Consider the following 17,122-nt stretch of genomic DNA (forward strand, 5'->3'; position numbering starts at 1 on the left):
TCCTGACTCTTATAAGTCAGGCGTTGTTTGACGCATCGGCGTCGCTTGGTACAGATTGCCACTGCAATGGCCGCGCACAAAGGCCCACCTCGACAATGTCGTGGGTCAACCAGAGCGTAGAGGGGCGTGCAGAATCGTGAGCAAGTCTCGACACATTGACCGGGCCGCTAGCGTGAAACGGTTCTATATTAGAAACAGAGCCGGTAAAGAGAATGGCGTCCGGGCCGTCCAGAATATCGGACAGGGACGGCACATCCGGCAGGGATGGAACAATCACCGGCACACCCTTGGCCGCTGAGGCTGCGGCGTGGACATACGTGTCGCCACTGATGTGATATGCATGCAGACCGATCTGCCCGGAGCAGAGGGTGACGCCGATTAACGGCAGGCGAGACATGAAGCACCCCGGTATTATTGCTGTTATGGGTTTGAATCGAGCTTAGCCTTGTTCATTTTTTTACACAACACCCCCGTAAAAAATACAACACGGCCCGCTCAAGCCCGCGGACCGCAAAGCGCTCAAAGGCATAAAAACGCCCCAAATTGCCCCAAAAAAGCCCTACGAGCGCTTTTTCAGGGCAAAAAAGGCCTCACTTGACTTCGGCATGCCGTTCGGGTTGACTGGAAACCGAAGAGATCAATGATTGATATTTTTAACAACAAAGGTGTTGCATCATGTCGGTACCCCCGCGTGCCGTTCAGCTTAACGAAGCGAACGCGTTCCTTAAGGAACATCCTGAGGTTCTGTACGTTGACCTTCTGATTGCGGATATGAATGGTGTGGTGCGCGGCAAGCGCATTGAACGCACCAGTCTCCACAAGGTTTACGAGAAAGGCATCAACCTGCCGGCCTCTCTATTTGCTCTGGATATCAATGGCTCGACGGTGGAAAGCACCGGCCTGGGCCTGGACATCGGCGATGCTGACCGAATCTGCTATCCAATCCCTGACACCCTGTGCAACGAGCCTTGGCAGAAGCGCCCTACCGCGCAACTGTTAATGACCATGCACGAACTCGAAGGTGAACCTTTCTTCGCGGATCCCCGTGAAGTCCTGCGTCAAGTTGTTACCAAGTTTGACGAGATGGGCCTGACCATCTGCGCCGCGTTCGAACTGGAGTTCTACCTGATCGACCAGGAAAACGTGAACGGCCGTCCACAGCCACCACGCTCGCCGATCTCCGGCAAACGGCCGCATTCGACTCAGGTGTACCTGATCGACGACCTCGACGAATACGTCGACTGCCTCCAGGACATTCTGGAAGGTGCGAAGGAGCAAGGCATCCCGGCCGATGCAATCGTCAAGGAAAGTGCCCCGGCGCAGTTCGAAGTGAACCTGCACCACGTGGCCGACCCGATCAAGGCCTGCGACTACGCGGTCTTGCTCAAGCGCCTGATCAAGAACATCGCCTACGACCATGAAATGGACACCACCTTCATGGCCAAGCCTTATCCGGGCCAGGCGGGCAACGGTCTGCACGTCCACATCTCGATTCTCGACAGAGACGGCAAGAATATTTTTGCCAGCGAGGATCCCGAGCAGAACGCCGCACTGCGTCACGCGATCGGCGGTGTGCTCGAGACCCTACCGGCGCAGATGGCTTTCCTCTGCCCGAACGTCAACTCCTACCGTCGTTTCGGCGCACAGTTCTACGTGCCTAACTCGCCGTGCTGGGGCCTGGACAACCGCACCGTGGCGATCCGCGTCCCGACCGGCTCCTCCGATGCCGTGCGCATCGAACACCGTGTGGCCGGCGCCGATGCCAACCCGTACCTGTTGATGGCTTCGGTTTTGGCTGGCGTGCATCACGGCCTGACCAACAAGATCGAGCCGGGCGCACCCGTGGAAGGCAACTCCTACGAGCAGAACGAGCAGAGCCTGCCGAACAACCTGCGCGATGCACTGCGCGAGCTGGACGACAGCGAAGTCATGGCCAAGTACATCGATCCGAAATACATCGATATCTTTGTCGCGTGTAAAGAGAGCGAGCTGGAAGAGTTCGAACACTCCATCTCCGATCTTGAGTACAACTGGTACCTGCATACCGTTTAAGCGGTTGCAGTAAACGAGAACGCCGCAGGCTGATAAGGCTTGCGGCGTTTTTTTATGGCCGCCTTCGGCGGATCGCGGGCAAGCCCGCTCCCACAGGATCATCTGTCGTACACGGATATTGCGTCCGCAACAGATCCCTGTGGGAGCGGGCTTGCCCGCGATGGCGGCCGACAAGACAACACACAAGCCTGCCTCGTACAATGCCCCCTGCCCCCGCAGGAGACTTCAATGACCCGACTCGCCACCCCACGCAAGCCCCGCGCCCGCAGCCAGGCCCGGATCGATTCGATACTCGATGCCGCCCGCACGCTGCTGGCTGCCGAGGGCGTGGCCAGTCTGTCGATCTACAGCGTCGCTGAACGCGCGCAGATCCCGCCCTCCTCCGTCTACCACTTCTTCGCCAGCGTCCCGGCCCTGCTCGAAGCCCTGACCGCCGACATCCACGCCGCCTTCCGCGCTTGCCTGCAAGCGCCCATCGACCACGGCGCCCTCAGTGACTGGCGCGACCTGTCGCGACTGGTGGAACAGCGCATGCTCGAGATCTACAGCGAAGACGCCGCAGCCCGCCAACTGATCCTTGCCCAGCACGGTCTGACCGAAGTCACCCAGGCCGACCGCCAGCATGACATCGAGCTCGGAGACCTGATGCACAAGCTGTTCGATCATCATTTTGAACTGCCGAGGCTGCCGAACGATGTCGATGTGTTTGCGCTGGCCATGGAGTTGGGGGATCGGGTTTATGCGCGTTCGGTGCAGCAGCACGGGCAGATTACGCCGCGTATGGCGGAGGAAGGGATGCGGGTGTTTGATGCGTATCTGGGGTTGTACTTGCCGCCGTACTTGCCCAAGCGAGCTCACTCAACCTGATTCCAGCGGCGGTCATTCTGGCCTCATCGCGGGCAAGCCCGCTCCCACAGGTTTATTTGTCGTTCACAAACTTTTGTTCGCCAGAGATCCCTGTGGGAGCGGGCTTGCCCGCGATGGGCGCACCGCCGAACCGACTGATTCACACGCATAAAAAACCCCGAAGGGTTCACACCCCCCGGGGTTGTGCGCAATGCACGTCCTTACAACTTGGCGATCGACACCTCGGTGGATTTCACAAAGGCGATCACTTCGCTGCCAACCACCAGCTCCAGCTCTTTCACCGAGCGCGTGGTGATCACCGAAGTCACGATGCCGGAAGCGGTCTGCACGTCGATTTCCGAAAGGACATCGCCCAGTACGATTTCCTTGATCGAGCCCTTGAACTGATTGCGAACGTTGATGGCTTTGATAGTCATATGATTTCTCCTGAGGTCGAAATGAGCTGCAAGTGGCTAGCTACAAGCTGCAAGTAAAAGCGCTCTGCCTCTTCTTGCCGCTTGAAGCTCGCAGCTTGCCGCTGCTCTTATTGCGCCCAGCGCAATTGCGTAGGCAACGGTGAAACAGGTTCCGGCTCCGGCGGCTGTCCGGGCAGCGCCAGTACGCGGTTGAGGACTTCGGTTTCCAGTGCCGCCAGCCGATGGGAGCCGCGAACCCGAGGACGTGGCAGTTCCACGTGCAGATCGAGACCGACTTCACCGTCTTCGATCAGGATCACCCGATCGGCAATCGCCACCGCTTCACTGACGTCGTGGGTCACCAGCAACACGGTAAAGCCGTGCTTCTGCCAGAGGCGTTCGATCAGCTGCTGCATTTCAATGCGGGTCAAGGCATCCAGGGCGCCCAGGGGCTCGTCCAGCAACAGCAAGCGCGGTTGGTGGATCAGCGCGCGGGCCAGGGCCACACGTTGCTTCTGCCCACCGGACAAGGCCGCCGGCCACTCGTTGGCGCGATCCGCCAGGCCCACCGCCTCCAACGCTTCCAGGGCTTGCGGCCGCCAGTTGCCCTTGAGCCCGAGACCGACGTTGTCGATCACCTTCTTCCAAGGCAATAGACGCGCTTCCTGGAACATCAGCCGGGTGTCTTCCCGCGCCTCGCTCAGCGGCGCGGAGCCGGCCAGCAATTCACCGCCCGTGGGTTTGTCGAGCCCGGCAAGCAAGCGCAGCAAGGTACTTTTGCCACAGCCGCTGCGACCGACGACCGCGACGAATTGACCGGCCGGAATGTGCAGGTCGATCTCGCGCAACACTTGGCGCGAACCAAAGGTTTTTTGCAGCTTGCGCACCGCCAGCGGAATACCGCGCAGCAGGCGTGGAGGTTGTTGAGCGGTCATGCGGCACCTCCCTTGGACACCTGGTAGGCCGGATGCCAGCGCAACCACACTCGTTCAAGCCCACGGGCCGCGAGGTCGGCGAGTTTGCCGAGCACCGCGTACAGCAGAATCGCCAGCACCACCACGTCGGTCTGCAGGAACTCCCGGGCATTCATCGCCAGGTAACCGATGCCGGAGCTGGCGGAGATAGTTTCCGCGACGATCAGGGTCAGCCACATGAAGCCCAGGGCGAAGCGCACACCGACCAGAATCGAAGGCAGTGCACCGGGCAGTATCACCTGACGGAACAGGCTGAAACCGGACAAGCCATAACTGCGGGACATCTCCACCAGCGCCGGGTCGACGTTGCGGATGCCGTGATAGGTGTTGAGGTAGATCGGGAACAAGGTGCCCAGTGCGACCAGGAAAATCTTCGCCGATTCGTCGATGCCGAACCACAGGATCACCAGCGGAATCAACGCCAGGTGCGGCACGTTGCGGATCATTTGCACCGAGCTGTCGAGCAGGCGTTCACCCCATTTCGACAGGCCGGTGATGAAACCCAGGGTCAGGCCGATGCCGCCGCCAATGGCGAAACCCAGCGCCGCACGCCAGCCGCTGATGGCCAGGTGAGTCCAGATTTCACCGCTGCGGACCAGGCTCACGCCGGCTTCGATGACGGCAATGGGTGCAGGCAGGATCCGCGTCGACAACCAGCCCGCCGACACCGACAGTTGCCATACCGCCAGCAGCAATACCGGCAACGCCCAGGGCGCGAGGCTATGGATAAGTTTCTTCATGGCGCGCCTCAGCTCTGGGACGCGGCTTTGGGGAGAATGTCGTTGGCGACCATTTCACCAAACGGGCTGACATACCCGCTGCTTTTCGGCAATTCAGGACGTTCGATGTCCAGGTGCGGGAACAGCAATTCGGCGACGCGGTAGGATTCTTCCAGGTGGGGATAACCGGAGAAGATGAAGGTGTCGATGCCCAGGTCCGCGTATTCCTTCACGCGGGCGGCCACGGTCGGGCCGTCGCCCACCAGCGCCGTACCGGCACCACCGCGCACCAGGCCGACACCGGCCCACAGGTTGGGGCTGACTTCCAGGTTGTCGCGACTGCCGCCATGCAGCGCCGCCATGCGTTGCTGGCCGACCGAATCGAAGCGTGCCAGGGAAGCCTGGGCACGGGTGATGGTTTCGTCGTCCAGGTGCGAGATCAATCGATCGGCCGCTTGCCACGCCTCGGCGTTGGTTTCACGCACGATCACATGCAGGCGAATGCCGAAGCGCACGGTGCGCCCGAGCTTCGCGGCTTTGGCGCGCACTTGTGCGATCTTCTCGGCCACGGCCGCAGGCGGCTCGCCCCAAGTCAGGACCATTTCGACCTGCTCTGCCGCGAGGTCTTGCGCCGCTTCCGAAGAACCGCCGAAGTACAGCGGCGGACGCGGTTGCTGGATCGGTGGATAGAGCAGCTTGGCGCCCTTGACGCTGATGTGCTGACCGTCGTAATCGACGGTTTCGCCTTCCAGCACCCGGCGCCAGATGCGGGTGAATTCCACCGAAGCCTGATAGCGCTCTTCGTGGCTGAGAAACAGACCGTCGCCGGCCAGTTCTTCCGGGTCGCCACCGGTGACCAGATTGAACAGCGCACGGCCGCCGGACAGGCGATCCAGGGTCGCGGCCTGACGCGCGGCCACCGTCGGGGAAATGATCCCGGGGCGCAGGGCGACAAGGAATTTCAGGCGCTGGGTCACCGGAATCAGCGACGCCGCCACCAGCCATGAGTCTTCGCAGGAGCGCCCGGTGGGGATCAATACCCCGCCGAAGCCCAGGCGATCCGCCGCTTGCGCGACTTGCTGCAGGTAACCGTGGTCGACGGCGCGAGCGCCTTCGGCGGTGCCAAGGTAATGGCCGTCGCCGTGGGTAGGCAGGAACCAGAAAATATTGAGGCTCATGGAGTGGTCTCCTTAGGAAATCGAATTATTGCGTTTTGGCAACGGCCGCCGGCGGCGTCCAGATCACGTCTTTGATGCTCAGCGGCTTGGGAATCAGCTTGAGCTGATGGAAGCTGTCGGCGATTTTCTGTTGGGCGGCGACCACTTCCGGGGTCAGGAACAGCGCGCCGTAACCCTGGCGTTTCACCGAGGTCAGGGTGATGTCCTCCGGCAGGCCGAGCAGTGGCGAGACCTGTTTGGTCACCTCGATGGGGTTGGCCTTGGACCATTCACCGACCGCGCGCACTTCTTCCACCAGGGTCTTGATCACCTCGGGATTTTTCTGCGCGTAGGGTTTGGTCGCCAGGTAGAACTGATGGTTGTCGACGATGCCCTGGCCATCACGCAAGGTGCGGGCTTGCAACTGCTGTTCGGCAGCCGCCTGGTACGGGTCCCAGATCACCCAGGCATCGACGCTGCCACGCTCGAACGCGGCGCGGGCATCGGCCGGTGGCAGGAACACGGTCTGGATGTCGGTGTATTTGAGGCCGGCGTCTTCCAGTGCACGGACCAGCAGGTAGTGCACGTTGGAGCCTTTGTTCAGGACGACTTTCTTGCCCTTGAGCTCCTGCACCGATTTGATCGGCGAGTCCTTCGGCACCAGGATCGCTTCGCTGTGCGGCGCCGGTGGTTCATAGGCGACGTAGAGCAGATCGGCACCGGCCGCCTGGGCGAATACCGGTGGCGTTTCGCCGGTGACGCCGAAATCGATGGAGCCGACGTTCAGGCCTTCGAGCAGCTGCGGGCCGCCGGGGAATTCCGTCCATTGCACGTCCACGCCTTGGGCGGCGAGGCGTTTTTCCAGCGTGCCTTTGGCTTTGAGCAGCACCAAAGTGCCGTACTTCTGATAACCGATCCGAAGAACGCCTTCCTGGGTAGAAAGCGCTTGAGCTTGAGTAATGACGCCGAAGGCGGCCGCAGCAAACAGAGCGACCAGACCACGACGCAAAATGACAGTGCGCATAGCGCTCTCCTTTTTGCAGTAGGGTTTTGGCTGCACCTGCTTGCCCGTTAGCGGGCCAGTAAGGTGAGTACTTCACATTCAGGTGTGGCTTGAGTGCGGGCTTAAATGCTCCAGCGAGCACTCAACAAACGTTCATTCAACAGGTTCGGGTCGATCGGCTTTGGCCGTCGGGCCATGGCGCTGAAAAACAACTCCAGCGACTCGCTCAATCGTTGTTCCAGCTCCGGCGCCAATTGCGCCAGGGCGCTGCCTTCGCCATAAGCGATCTGGCTGTCGACGGCGAAAATCCCATGGAGCATTTCCTGGGCCTTCAACGCCGACAGCACCGGCTTGAGCGCGTAATCCACCGCCAGCATGTGGGCGATGCTGCCGCCGGTGGCCATCGGCAACACCACTTTATGGGCCAGCGCGCGCTCGGGCAGCAGGTCCAACACGGTTTTCAATGCGCCGGAGAACGACGCCTTGTAGACCGGTGTAGCGATCAGCAGCCCATCCGCATTTTCAATCTGTTGCAGCAGGTCGATCACCTTCGGGCTGTCGAACCGTGCGTGCAGCAAGTCTTCGGCCGGGAAGTCCCGTACCTGATAACTCACCACTTCCACACCCTGCTCCTGCAACCAACGTTGAGAGCGTTCCAGCAGCACCCCGGAACGGGAGCGTTGGCTGGGACTGCCACCGAGTGAGACAACCAGCATTCAGACGATTCCTTGGACGGTGTTGGCGATTCGCGGTTTGCGGTCTCGCGTTGATGGAGAGACCTTAACAGGTGATTTATATATCCATAAATCATATTTATTCATTTGGTTATTCGTTAAAGTTCTATGTGAACAATTTTTCCCCAGGCAAAAAAACAGGCCATCGAAATGGCCTGAAATCCCCTGCTTTATGGATAGCTTGAAGTTTGCACAGTCCGGTCTGCCGCAATCGCGGGCAAGCCCGCTCCCACAGGGTTTAGTGAATGTCACAAAATCTGTGATCACCTCCGTCCACTGTGGGAGCGGGCTTGCCCGCGATTGCGATTGCAGCCATAACGCGTTATTTGTTCGGCTGCGGGGTCAGGCGCAGGTACGGCTTCACCGCACGATACCCTTGAGGAAAGCGCTGCCTGATTTCATCTTCATCCTTGAGCGACGGCACGATCACCACGTCATCACCGTCCTGCCAATTGGCCGGGGTCGCTACCTTGTAGTTATCCGTGAGTTGCAGCGAATCGATCACCCGCAGGATTTCATTGAAGTTACGACCGGTGCTCGCCGGATAGGTGATGGTCAACCGGACCTTTTTGTTCGGGTCGATCACAAACAACGAACGTACAGTCAAGGTGTCATTGGCGTTGGGGTGGATCAGGTCATAGAGGTCCGACACCTTGCGATCGGCATCGGCCAGGATCGGGAAGTTGACGATCGTGTTCTGGATTTCGTTGATGTCTTCGATCCATCTGTGGTGCGAATCCACCGGGTCGACGGACAACGCGATGGCCTTGACCCCACGTTGGGCGAACTCGTCTTTCAACTTGGCCGTGAAGCCGAGCTCGGTGGTGCACACTGGCGTGAAGTCCGCCGGGTGGGAAAACAGCACGCCCCAGCTATCGCCCAGCCACTCGTGGAAACGGAGGGTACCGACGCTGGAATCCTGTTCGAAATCGGGGGCGGTATCGCCCAGTCTGAGGCTCATGGTGCTGCTCCTGGTGAGTGCTGGATAAGCCCACTGTGCCTGTATTTCTTATCTGTTAAAAAGAATAAATATCGATTTATCTAGATCATAAATGAATATTAAAAATCTGTTCACTGGACTTGATCCAGCCTCAGGACGACCATCCGCGCCAAGGTTCGAGAAGGCCTTGAGTCGCTGCAAAAAAGAGGGATTTCGACGAAAGTTCACGGGGTGAACCTGACATCGAAAACGTAAAAGCCCCGCCCGGCGTAATGCCGGGCGGGGCTTTTTTTACATCGGTTACGCGAGCGCTATTACAACAGCGGGATCGAGTAGCTGAGGATCAGGCGGTTTTCGTCCTGGTCGCGAACGCCCGGGATGTTGGTGCGCCATGTCGCGTTTTTCCACATGAAACCAACGTTTTTCAACGGCCCCTCAGGTACGACGTAACCCACGGTCAGGTCGCGTTCCCACTCGGAACGGTTGGAGTTGTTTTGCACGCCACCTGCGTTGACGGTATCGATATCGTCGCCACGCAGGTAAACCAGGCCAGCGGTCAAGCCAGGCACACCGACCTTGGCGAAATCGTAGGCGTAGCGAGCCTGCCAGGTGCGCTCACCGGCACGGCCAAACTTCTGGATCTGCATGTCAGTGATGGTGTAGTTCGACGAACCGTCGCCCTGGTTCAACCAAGGGAAGTCGCTGCTACCGTTGCTGACCTGATAACCAGCACCGAAGGTGTGACCGGCAACGGTGTACAGGAACAGACCGCTGTACAGGTTGTTGTCGACCTTGCCCTTGCCGCTAGGCATACCGGTGTAGTTGCCGTTGCTGTAGTAAGCCGGGGTATTGCTGTTGGCACCGTCATCGGAGCTGTTGAAGTAGCGCAAGTCAGACTTCAATATGCCCGGGCCGATAGCCCAGTTATGAATCAGACCCAGGAAGTGCTGCTTGTAGAAATCTTCCAGGTTGCCGTAGTAGTACTGGGCAGTCAGGTCTTTGGTGATTTTGTAATCACCGCCGCCGTAGATGAACTTGTTGCTGTTGGCCACACGTGCGTTTGGACCGCCGATGGACAGTTGCTCATTGTTGCTGGAGTTACGACCTTTCACGTGCTCGATCTGACCGCCGACCAGAGTCAGGTCTTTAATTTCGCCGGAGGTGATCTGGCCACCCTGCCATGTTTGTGGCAACAGACGACCATCGTTGGTCACGATGACCGGCAGTTTTGGCTGCAGAGTACCCAGCTTCAGCTCGGTCTGGGAGACCTTGGCTTTGGCAGTCAGGCCCACGCTGGAGAAGTTATCAACCGCTTCGCCATTGGACTTGCTCGGAAAAACGGTACCACCGTAAGAAGTCGCAGTAGCGCCGTTGGTACCGCCGCCCGAATCCAGACGCACGCCCAACAGGCCGATGGCGTCGACGCCGAGGCCTACGGTGCCTTGGGTATAACCGGAGATGAACCGCAGATCGAAGCCCTGGCCCCATTCTTCGTTTCTGCTTGGATTGGCAGCACCGCTACGGTTATCCGTGTTGATGTAGAAGTTGCGCAGCCCCAATGTTGCCTTGCTGTCTTCGATGAAACCGGCGGCGCCTGCCTGCTGCGCCAAAACCCCTACGGCCACAGCCAGGGCCAAGGTGGACTTGTTCATGTTTCGCTCCTCTCGTTTCTAATTTTTTATGTTCCCGGTCCTGGGTCGAATGCCCGGATCCTGGAGGCGCCATCAGCGCCACACTGCGGTTTGCCCACCGCGATTTGCGGGCGGCATGATAAAGCCAAAAAAAATTATTTCATTCTTTTTCATTCCATTTAGGAATATAGATTCGCAGTCTTCGTCCGGGCCGGGATACGGGGTATCGGCCAGTAAGCCAAATCAAATCGGGTCGCTGCTGCTGTCTGAGGCGGGGGTTTGCCGCGCCTGATGAGTGCCTGTCGGATGCACTTTAAAGGGCGGAAACAAAAACTAAAAAGAATAAAAAATTAGCATCATTGACGATTTTGGAATAACAAAAAAAATCCAAAAAAAAGCCTCACCCCAGCAGGGCAAGGCTTTTCGGAAAATCAGTTACAGGAAGCTATAGGTGTAGTTGAAGATCAGACGGGTCTGGTCCTGGTCGGCGATACCGGTATCGCTGCCACGGTAAGTGCCATGACGCAGCGTCGTGCCGAACCCTTTAAGAGGACCCTGCTGGATGACATAGTCCACTCGCAAGTCGCGTTCCCACTCGGACTGATCGCCACTAGTGCCGTTGGCGGCCTTGATGTTATCGCCGTGCAGGTAGGCAACCGAGGTTTTCAGGCCAGGAACACCCAGAGAAGCGAAGTCGAGGGTGTACTGGCCAAAGGTGGTGTTTTCACCAGCCCGGACGAAGCCGTTGATCATCGCATCGGTAAACGAATAGAAGCTCGCGCCGCCGGCCCCTTCGTTGCGACCGTTGCCATCGACCACGTTGCCCTGGTTCAGATAAACGAAGCCGCCGTCATCACTGACACGCTGATGGCCGACCAGGAAAGCGTTGGCACCCAGGGTATAGGTGAACATGGCGCTCCAGGTCTTGTTATCGACCTCGCCCGGGGTCTTGGCGTAACCGCCGTTGTTATTGAACCGGTAGCCCACGTCGCCGTTCTTGCCGTCGGAGCTGCTGTCGAAATAGCGCAGGTCAGACTTGAAGGATTGGTTGGCGCTGATCGGGAGGACGTGCACCAGGCCGAGGAAGTTCTGCTTGTAGTAGTCTTCCAGGTTCGCATGGTAGTACTGCAGGGTGAGGTCTTTGGTGACCTTCCAGTCCGCACCGGCATAACGGAATTGATTGCTTTCCTCGGTGCCACCAGCCACTGCCAGACCGGTGGTGTTGGACGAGGCACGACCCGCCGCGTGTTCGAGCTGGCCGACGTTGAAGGTCACGTTGTCGATTTCCTTCGAGGTGATGGTGCCACCTTCAAAGGTCTGGGGCAGCAGACGGCTGTCGTTCGCTACCAGAATCGGCATGTTGGGTTGCAGGGCGCCACCATAGTGGGCCTCGGTCTTCGAGAAGCGCGCCTTGACGTTACCGGCCACGCGGCTGTACGTGTCCGATGCCGAACCGTCGGTGTCGCTCGGGAAGAATGAGTTGTTATCCGGGTGATGACCACGGCCACCCTCGAGGTGGATACCGAGGAGCGCCTGGGCGTCAAAACCAAAACCGACAGTACCTTGGGTGAAGCCGGACAGATAATCGAACTTCAGGCCTTCAGCGGTTTCGCGCTGATCTGCGCCGCCATCGCGGTTATCGTTGTTGTAGTACATGGTGCGGGAACTGATGGAAGCCTTGCTGTCTTCGATGAAACCCGCGGCGCCTGCCTGCTGCGCCAAAACCCCTACGGCCACGGCCAGAGCCAAGGTGGACTTGTTCATTGTGTCGCTCCTCTCGTTTCTAATTCTTGTAGTCCTGGTCCCGGGTCATCTGCCCGGGATCCTAAGATGCGCGATTAGCGCCAGACCGTGACCCACAAGTCAATCGTAACTATGTGTGTCTACGACCATAGTCTAATCCCCGGTTTTTTGGTCATTGTGGGTCATGAGTTCGTCATAACCCCAAAAAAATTGTTAAATTCAATTTTTTATACCTTTTGGGAATACCGATCGCCCCCCGAAATAGAGCGGTCGCTCCACGATTCAATTCCTGAAAGGTATTTTTACGATCATTTTTAGATCGATTAGCTTTGACGCAATTCGGAAATATTTCCGTCCCGAAAGGCGACGCCATGCCGACCAAACGCGCACTATCCGGCCCATTTATTACAGTTTGTGTATCGCTCGCATTTCCCCGTATCTCAAGCGAGCATGTGCCGGAACGCGCGTACCCCCGTAGGAGCTGCCGCAGGCTGCGATCTTTTGATCTTCTGGCGATGGAAAGATCGCTGAACGTCAAAAGATCGCAGCCTGCGGCAGCTCCTACAGGGGTACGGTACGGAGGTGAAGACGGGGTGGCCTTCCTATAGGTGTCAGAGGGTTTTTTCGAAGATCTTCGAGTTGCGCTGATAGTTGTACAGCGAAGCCCGGGCCGATGGCAGGCGTTCGACACTGCTTGGCACAAAACCACGCTCGCGAAACCAGTGAGCAGTCCGGGTCGTCAGGACGAACAAGGTATTGAGCCCCTGCGCCCGCGCGCGGGTCTCGATCCGTTCCAACAGCTCATCCCCGCGCCCGCCATGGCGGTACTCCGGGTTCACCGCCAGGCAGGCCAGCTCCCCGGCATCCGAATCGGCAATCTGATACAGCGCCGCACAGGCGATGATCATGCCTTCGCGCTCGACCACGCTGAACTGCTCGATCTCGCGCTCCAGCACTTCGCGGGAACGGCGCACCAGAATCCCCTGCTCTTCCAGCGGGCTGATCAAATCCAGCAAACCACCGACATCTTCGATGGCTGCTTCGCGCACCACTTCGAATTGCTCCTGGGCCACCAGCGTACCGCCACCGTCACGGGTGAACAGTTCGGTCAGCAGTGCGCCATCTTCGACATAGCTGACGATATGACTGCGGGCGACACCACCGCGACAGGCCTCAGCGGCGGCATCCAGTAGTTCGCCCTGATAGTTGCTGCCCAAACGCTGCAAATGCGCCGGCACCTGTTGTGGACGCAACTCGCGAACCAGACGCCCGTTTTCGTCGATAAGGCCGAGGTCGGCGCCGAACAACAGCAGTTTGTCCGCCCCGAGGTCGATGGCCGCGCGGGTGGCGACGTCTTCACAGGCGAGGTTGAAAATTTCGCCGGTCGGCGAGTAGCCCAACGGCGACAGCAGCACGATGGAGCGCTCATCCAACAGGCGATTGATGCCCTTGCGGTCGACCCGACGCACCTCACCGGTGTGGTGATAATCGACGCCTTCCAGCACGCCGATCGGTCGCGCCGTCACCAGGTTGCCGCTGGCCACCCGCAGGCGCGAACCCTGCATCGGTGATGAGGCCATGTCCATCGACAGCCGCGCTTCGATGGCGATGCGCAACTGGCCGACCGCATCGATCACGCACTCAAGGGTCGCGGCATCGGTGATGCGCATGCCGTGGTGGTAATGCGGGGTCAGGCCGCGGGTGGCAAGGCGGGTTTCGATTTGCGGACGGGAACCATGCACCAGCACCAGTCGCACGCCCAGGCTGTGCAACAGCACCAGGTCATGGACGATATTGCCGAAGTTCGGGTGCTCCACGCCGTCGCCGGGGAGCATGACGACAAAGGTGCAATCGCGGTGGGCGTTGATGTAGGGCGAAGCGTGACGAAGCCAATTGACGTATTCGGGCATGAACCTGGGCCTGTTATAAATAGCAGCCAAAAAATGGGCGAAACAGAAAATGCACAGCGGGCTGATGGTTATCGTCGGAACAGGCTTGGCGACACGCGCGCTCTCCTCATGAATACGGGTTGGGACATTGGCAATTTATACCGTTCAACCAGTTAAGTGCGACCCCTGTGGGAGCGAGCTTGCTCGCGATAGCGGTCTCACCTTCAACATCAATGTTGACGGGGCCGGCCTCATCGCGAGCAAGCTCGCTCCCACAGGGTTTTGTGCCTTAACCGACGGGCACTGGGGCTTTGGCCGGTGTCAGGCAGTAATGTTCAATCAGTTGACGTAATAGATGCACCGTAGGCTGCAAACGTGACATTTCGAGGTATTCCCCCGGTTGGTGGGCGCAGGCGATATCGCCAGGGCCGAGCACCAGTGTTTCGCAACCAAGGCGTTGAAGATAAGGCGCTTCGGTGCCGAATGCCACTGCTTCGGCGCGATGGCCGGTGAGCTTCTCCGCGACCCGGACCAATTCCGCATCTTCGGCCTGCTCGAAGGGCGGCACTTCGGGAAACAGCGGCGCGTAATCGATCTTCACCTGATGCCGCTCGGCAATGGGCCGAAGCTTCTGCAGAATCTCCGCACGCAGGACCTTGGGGTCCATGCCCGGCAACGGCCGCAGATCGAACTCCAGCGAGCACTGGCCGCAAATGCGGTTGGGGTTGTCGCCGCCATGAATGCAGCCGAAGTTCATGGTCGGCTGCGGCACACTGAACTGCGGGTTACGGTATTCACGCTGCCACAACAGACGCAGCCCGCGCAGTTCGCCGATGGCATCGTGCATGGCTTCGAGGGCGCTGTGGCCCAGGCGTGGGTCCGAGGAGTGACCGCTCTGGCCGAGGATATCGATGCGCTCCATCATGATGCCTTTGTGCATACGGATCGGTTTCAGCCCGGTCGGCTCGCCGATCACTGCGGCACGGCCCAGCGGTCGCCCGGCTGCGGCCAGGGCTCGCGCCCCGGACATCGAGCTTTCTTCATCACAGGTGGCAAGAATCAGCAGAGGCTGTTTGAACGGTTGCTCGAGCAGCGGAATGACCGCTTCGATGACCAGGGCGAAAAAGCCCTTCATGTCGCAACTGCCCAGCCCGACCCAGCGGCCGTCGACTTCGGTCAGCTTCAGCGGATCGGTCTGCCACAGCGCGGCGTCGTAGGGCACGGTATCACTGTGACCGGCGAGGACGAGACCACCAGGCCCGGAACCGACACTGGCCAGCAGATTGAATTTTCCGGGGCTGACCTGCTGGATATCACAGGCAAAACCCAGATCGCCCAGCCACGTCGCCAGCAAATCGATGACCGGACGGTTGCTTTGATCGAGGCTGGCCTGGGTACAACTGACGGACGGTGCAGCGATCAGCGCAGCGAACTGATCTTTCATGGATGGCAAAGGCATCGCTGACTCCAACTCCCGGATTGAAGTCCATCATAGAACCATCTGGCGACAGGAATAAACCGTCGCGGCCGTCACCCAGCGTCAACAGACCCTATCTTCAATCAGTCCTGTACACTGCACGACCTTGGCAGCCACACATTCCCCCGGCTGCGCTCCCGATCCTGGATTTTCCGGCCATGCAGAAAGAAACCGAAATCAAACTCCGCGTCAGCCGCGAAACCCTCGCCGCGTTGCGCGAGCACCCGCTCCTGAAAAAACGCAACAAAAGTGGCTGGGAACGCCGTGAACTGATGAACCAGTACTTCGACACGCCTGAGCGCGACCTGGCGCGCGCCAAGGTTGCCCTGCGCCTGCGCCGCGATGGCGAAGAAGTGATCCAGACCCTCAAGACCCGTGGCCAGAGCATTGCCGGCCTGTCCGAGCGTAATGAATACGACTGGAACCTGCCCAAAGCCAAGCTCGATGTGAAGAAACTCGACGGCGAATGCTGGCCTGAAGCGCTGGCCGAGCTTGACAAGAAAACCCTGAAGCCGATCTTCACCACCGATTTTGTTCGCGAACGCGCTGAAATCGCCTGGGGCCGCGGCAAGACCAAAGTGGTCATCGAAGCCGCGCTGGACCTGGGCCACGTCATCGTCGGCAAGCAGAAAGAAGAAATCTGCGAACTGGAGCTGGAGCTGCGCGAAGGCGAGCCGTCCGCATTGCTGGAACTGGCCGCCGAACTGGCCGCGACCCTGCCGCTGATGCCATGTGACATCAGCAAGGCCGAGCGCGGTTATCGCCTGTACGACGCCCACAGCTATTCGCTGAGCCTGCCGGCACCGCAGATCAGCGCCGAAACCCCGCTGGACGACGCGTTTGCCGCGCTGAGCTGGCACTTGCTCGGCAGCAGTCAGCGCCTGGCCGAGCAGTATCGCTTCAATGGTCACTGGCGTTTGCTGCAGGACTGGGTCGAGAACCTGGCGGAACTGCGCGCGCTGCTGAGCAGCCTGGGCCAGGCCGCTCCGCGCCAGTCGACGCACGATCTGCGGGTCGCACTGGACGCCTTGCTGGAAGACTGGCGTCCGCTGGTACAGGCCGGCCTGGACGACGAAGACGTACGCAAAGCAGCCCCGGAGCAATTTCTCGAAGAACTGGAAGACCCGCGTTGGGGCCTGTTCTCCCTGAACACCTCGCGCTGGTTGCTGGCCCGCACCTGGACAGCCGATCGCAACGTGCGCGGCAATCGCCAGGGCGCTGCGCAGTTGGGTAGCTGGTTGCCGCGTCTGTTGGGCGAAGAAGCCACCTCGTTGCAATTGCAGCGTTATCAGCAGCAGCCAGAAGATCTGGCCGAACAACTGCCGCGTATCGAGCGCATCCAGGCCTGGCTGCACCATGCCCGTCAAGTGCTGGACATCCCGGAAATGGATCGCCTGTACGGTGAGCTGAAATTACTGGCGCAACTGGCCAACGAGCCGATCACCGATGAATCGCTGGATGCGCGTAAGCAGCAGGCGATTGCGGTGTATCAGAATCGTGCCTGGAAAATGCTTCTGCGCATGTAAGTCCGCCTTCGCGGG

14 protein-coding genes and 1 pseudogene are annotated in these 17,122 nt (G+C 59.4%); 3 read left to right on the plus strand and 12 right to left on the minus strand.

What is annotated here, in order from left to right:
* Positions 1-79 precede the first annotated feature (79 nt).
* Positions 80-397: pseudogene (locus ACA062_RS31875) on the minus strand (gamma-glutamyl-gamma-aminobutyrate hydrolase family protein); the annotation flags it as partial.
* A 278-nt stretch (positions 398-675) separates the two neighbouring features.
* Between ACA062_RS31875 and ACA062_RS31880 the strand changes: the two are divergent.
* Entirely contained in the window at positions 676-2,052 is a 1,377-nt protein-coding gene (locus tag ACA062_RS31880) for a glutamine synthetase family protein (RefSeq protein WP_054616983.1), read from the plus strand.
* Positions 2,053-2,280: 228 nt separating this feature from the next.
* On the plus strand, positions 2,281-2,919 hold the full coding sequence (locus ACA062_RS31885; protein ID WP_497454505.1) for a TetR/AcrR family transcriptional regulator: 639 nt from the start codon (positions 2,281-2,283) through the stop codon (positions 2,917-2,919).
* Between the two features lie 200 nt (positions 2,920-3,119).
* Here the strand turns inward: ACA062_RS31885 and ACA062_RS31890 are convergent, their stop codons facing one another.
* From ACA062_RS31890 to argE, 11 genes are all read right to left on the minus strand, one after another.
* Positions 3,120-3,335 (minus strand): TOBE domain-containing protein, encoded by a 216-nt coding sequence (locus ACA062_RS31890; protein ID WP_003229256.1) that lies wholly within the window; start codon positions 3,333-3,335, stop codon positions 3,120-3,122.
* A gap of 107 nt (positions 3,336-3,442) precedes the next feature.
* Positions 3,443-4,249 carry an aliphatic sulfonates ABC transporter ATP-binding protein gene (gene ssuB, locus ACA062_RS31895; RefSeq protein WP_497454506.1) on the minus strand — a complete coding sequence of 269 codons (807 nt, stop codon included), beginning with the start codon at positions 4,247-4,249 and terminating at the stop codon, positions 3,443-3,445.
* Positions 4,246-5,028, minus strand: a complete 783-nt coding sequence (gene ssuC, locus ACA062_RS31900; RefSeq protein WP_497454507.1) for an aliphatic sulfonate ABC transporter permease SsuC — start codon at positions 5,026-5,028, stop codon at positions 4,246-4,248. The genes ssuB and ssuC overlap by 4 nt, the downstream gene beginning before the upstream one ends.
* 8 nt (positions 5,029-5,036) lie before the next feature.
* Positions 5,037-6,185: an FMNH2-dependent alkanesulfonate monooxygenase gene (ssuD, locus tag ACA062_RS31905; RefSeq protein WP_497454508.1), complete on the minus strand. Its 1,149-nt coding sequence runs from the start codon at positions 6,183-6,185 to the stop codon at positions 5,037-5,039.
* A gap of 25 nt (positions 6,186-6,210) precedes the next feature.
* On the minus strand, positions 6,211-7,188 hold the full coding sequence (locus ACA062_RS31910) for a sulfonate ABC transporter substrate-binding protein (protein ID WP_497454509.1): 978 nt from the start codon (positions 7,186-7,188) through the stop codon (positions 6,211-6,213).
* 101 nt (positions 7,189-7,289) lie between these two features.
* Entirely contained in the window at positions 7,290-7,883 is a 594-nt protein-coding gene (gene ssuE, locus ACA062_RS31915) for an NADPH-dependent FMN reductase (RefSeq protein WP_128870565.1), read from the minus strand.
* A gap of 340 nt (positions 7,884-8,223) precedes the next feature.
* Complete coding sequence (locus ACA062_RS31920; protein ID WP_497454510.1) at positions 8,224-8,862, minus strand: peroxiredoxin; 639 nt, start codon at positions 8,860-8,862, stop codon at positions 8,224-8,226.
* 293 nt (positions 8,863-9,155) lie between these two features.
* Positions 9,156-10,493 carry an OprD family porin gene (locus ACA062_RS31925; RefSeq protein ID WP_497454511.1) on the minus strand — a complete coding sequence of 446 codons (1,338 nt, stop codon included), beginning with the start codon at positions 10,491-10,493 and terminating at the stop codon, positions 9,156-9,158.
* Between the two features lie 414 nt (positions 10,494-10,907).
* Positions 10,908-12,236 carry an OprD family porin gene (locus ACA062_RS31930; RefSeq protein WP_497454512.1) on the minus strand — a complete coding sequence of 443 codons (1,329 nt, stop codon included), beginning with the start codon at positions 12,234-12,236 and terminating at the stop codon, positions 10,908-10,910.
* 590 nt (positions 12,237-12,826) lie between these two features.
* Positions 12,827-14,125 carry an amino-acid N-acetyltransferase gene (gene argA, locus ACA062_RS31935; RefSeq protein ID WP_497454513.1) on the minus strand — a complete coding sequence of 433 codons (1,299 nt, stop codon included), beginning with the start codon at positions 14,123-14,125 and terminating at the stop codon, positions 12,827-12,829.
* A gap of 268 nt (positions 14,126-14,393) precedes the next feature.
* Positions 14,394-15,563 carry an acetylornithine deacetylase gene (gene argE, locus ACA062_RS31940; protein WP_497454514.1) on the minus strand — a complete coding sequence of 390 codons (1,170 nt, stop codon included), beginning with the start codon at positions 15,561-15,563 and terminating at the stop codon, positions 14,394-14,396.
* Positions 15,564-15,739: 176 nt separating this feature from the next.
* Between argE and ACA062_RS31945 the strand changes: the two genes are divergently transcribed.
* Complete coding sequence (locus tag ACA062_RS31945) at positions 15,740-17,107, plus strand: CYTH domain-containing protein (RefSeq protein ID WP_497454515.1); 1,368 nt, start codon at positions 15,740-15,742, stop codon at positions 17,105-17,107.
* Positions 17,108-17,122: the final 15 nt, after the last annotated feature.

This window comes from Pseudomonas sp. LBUM1679, assembly GCF_059695565.1.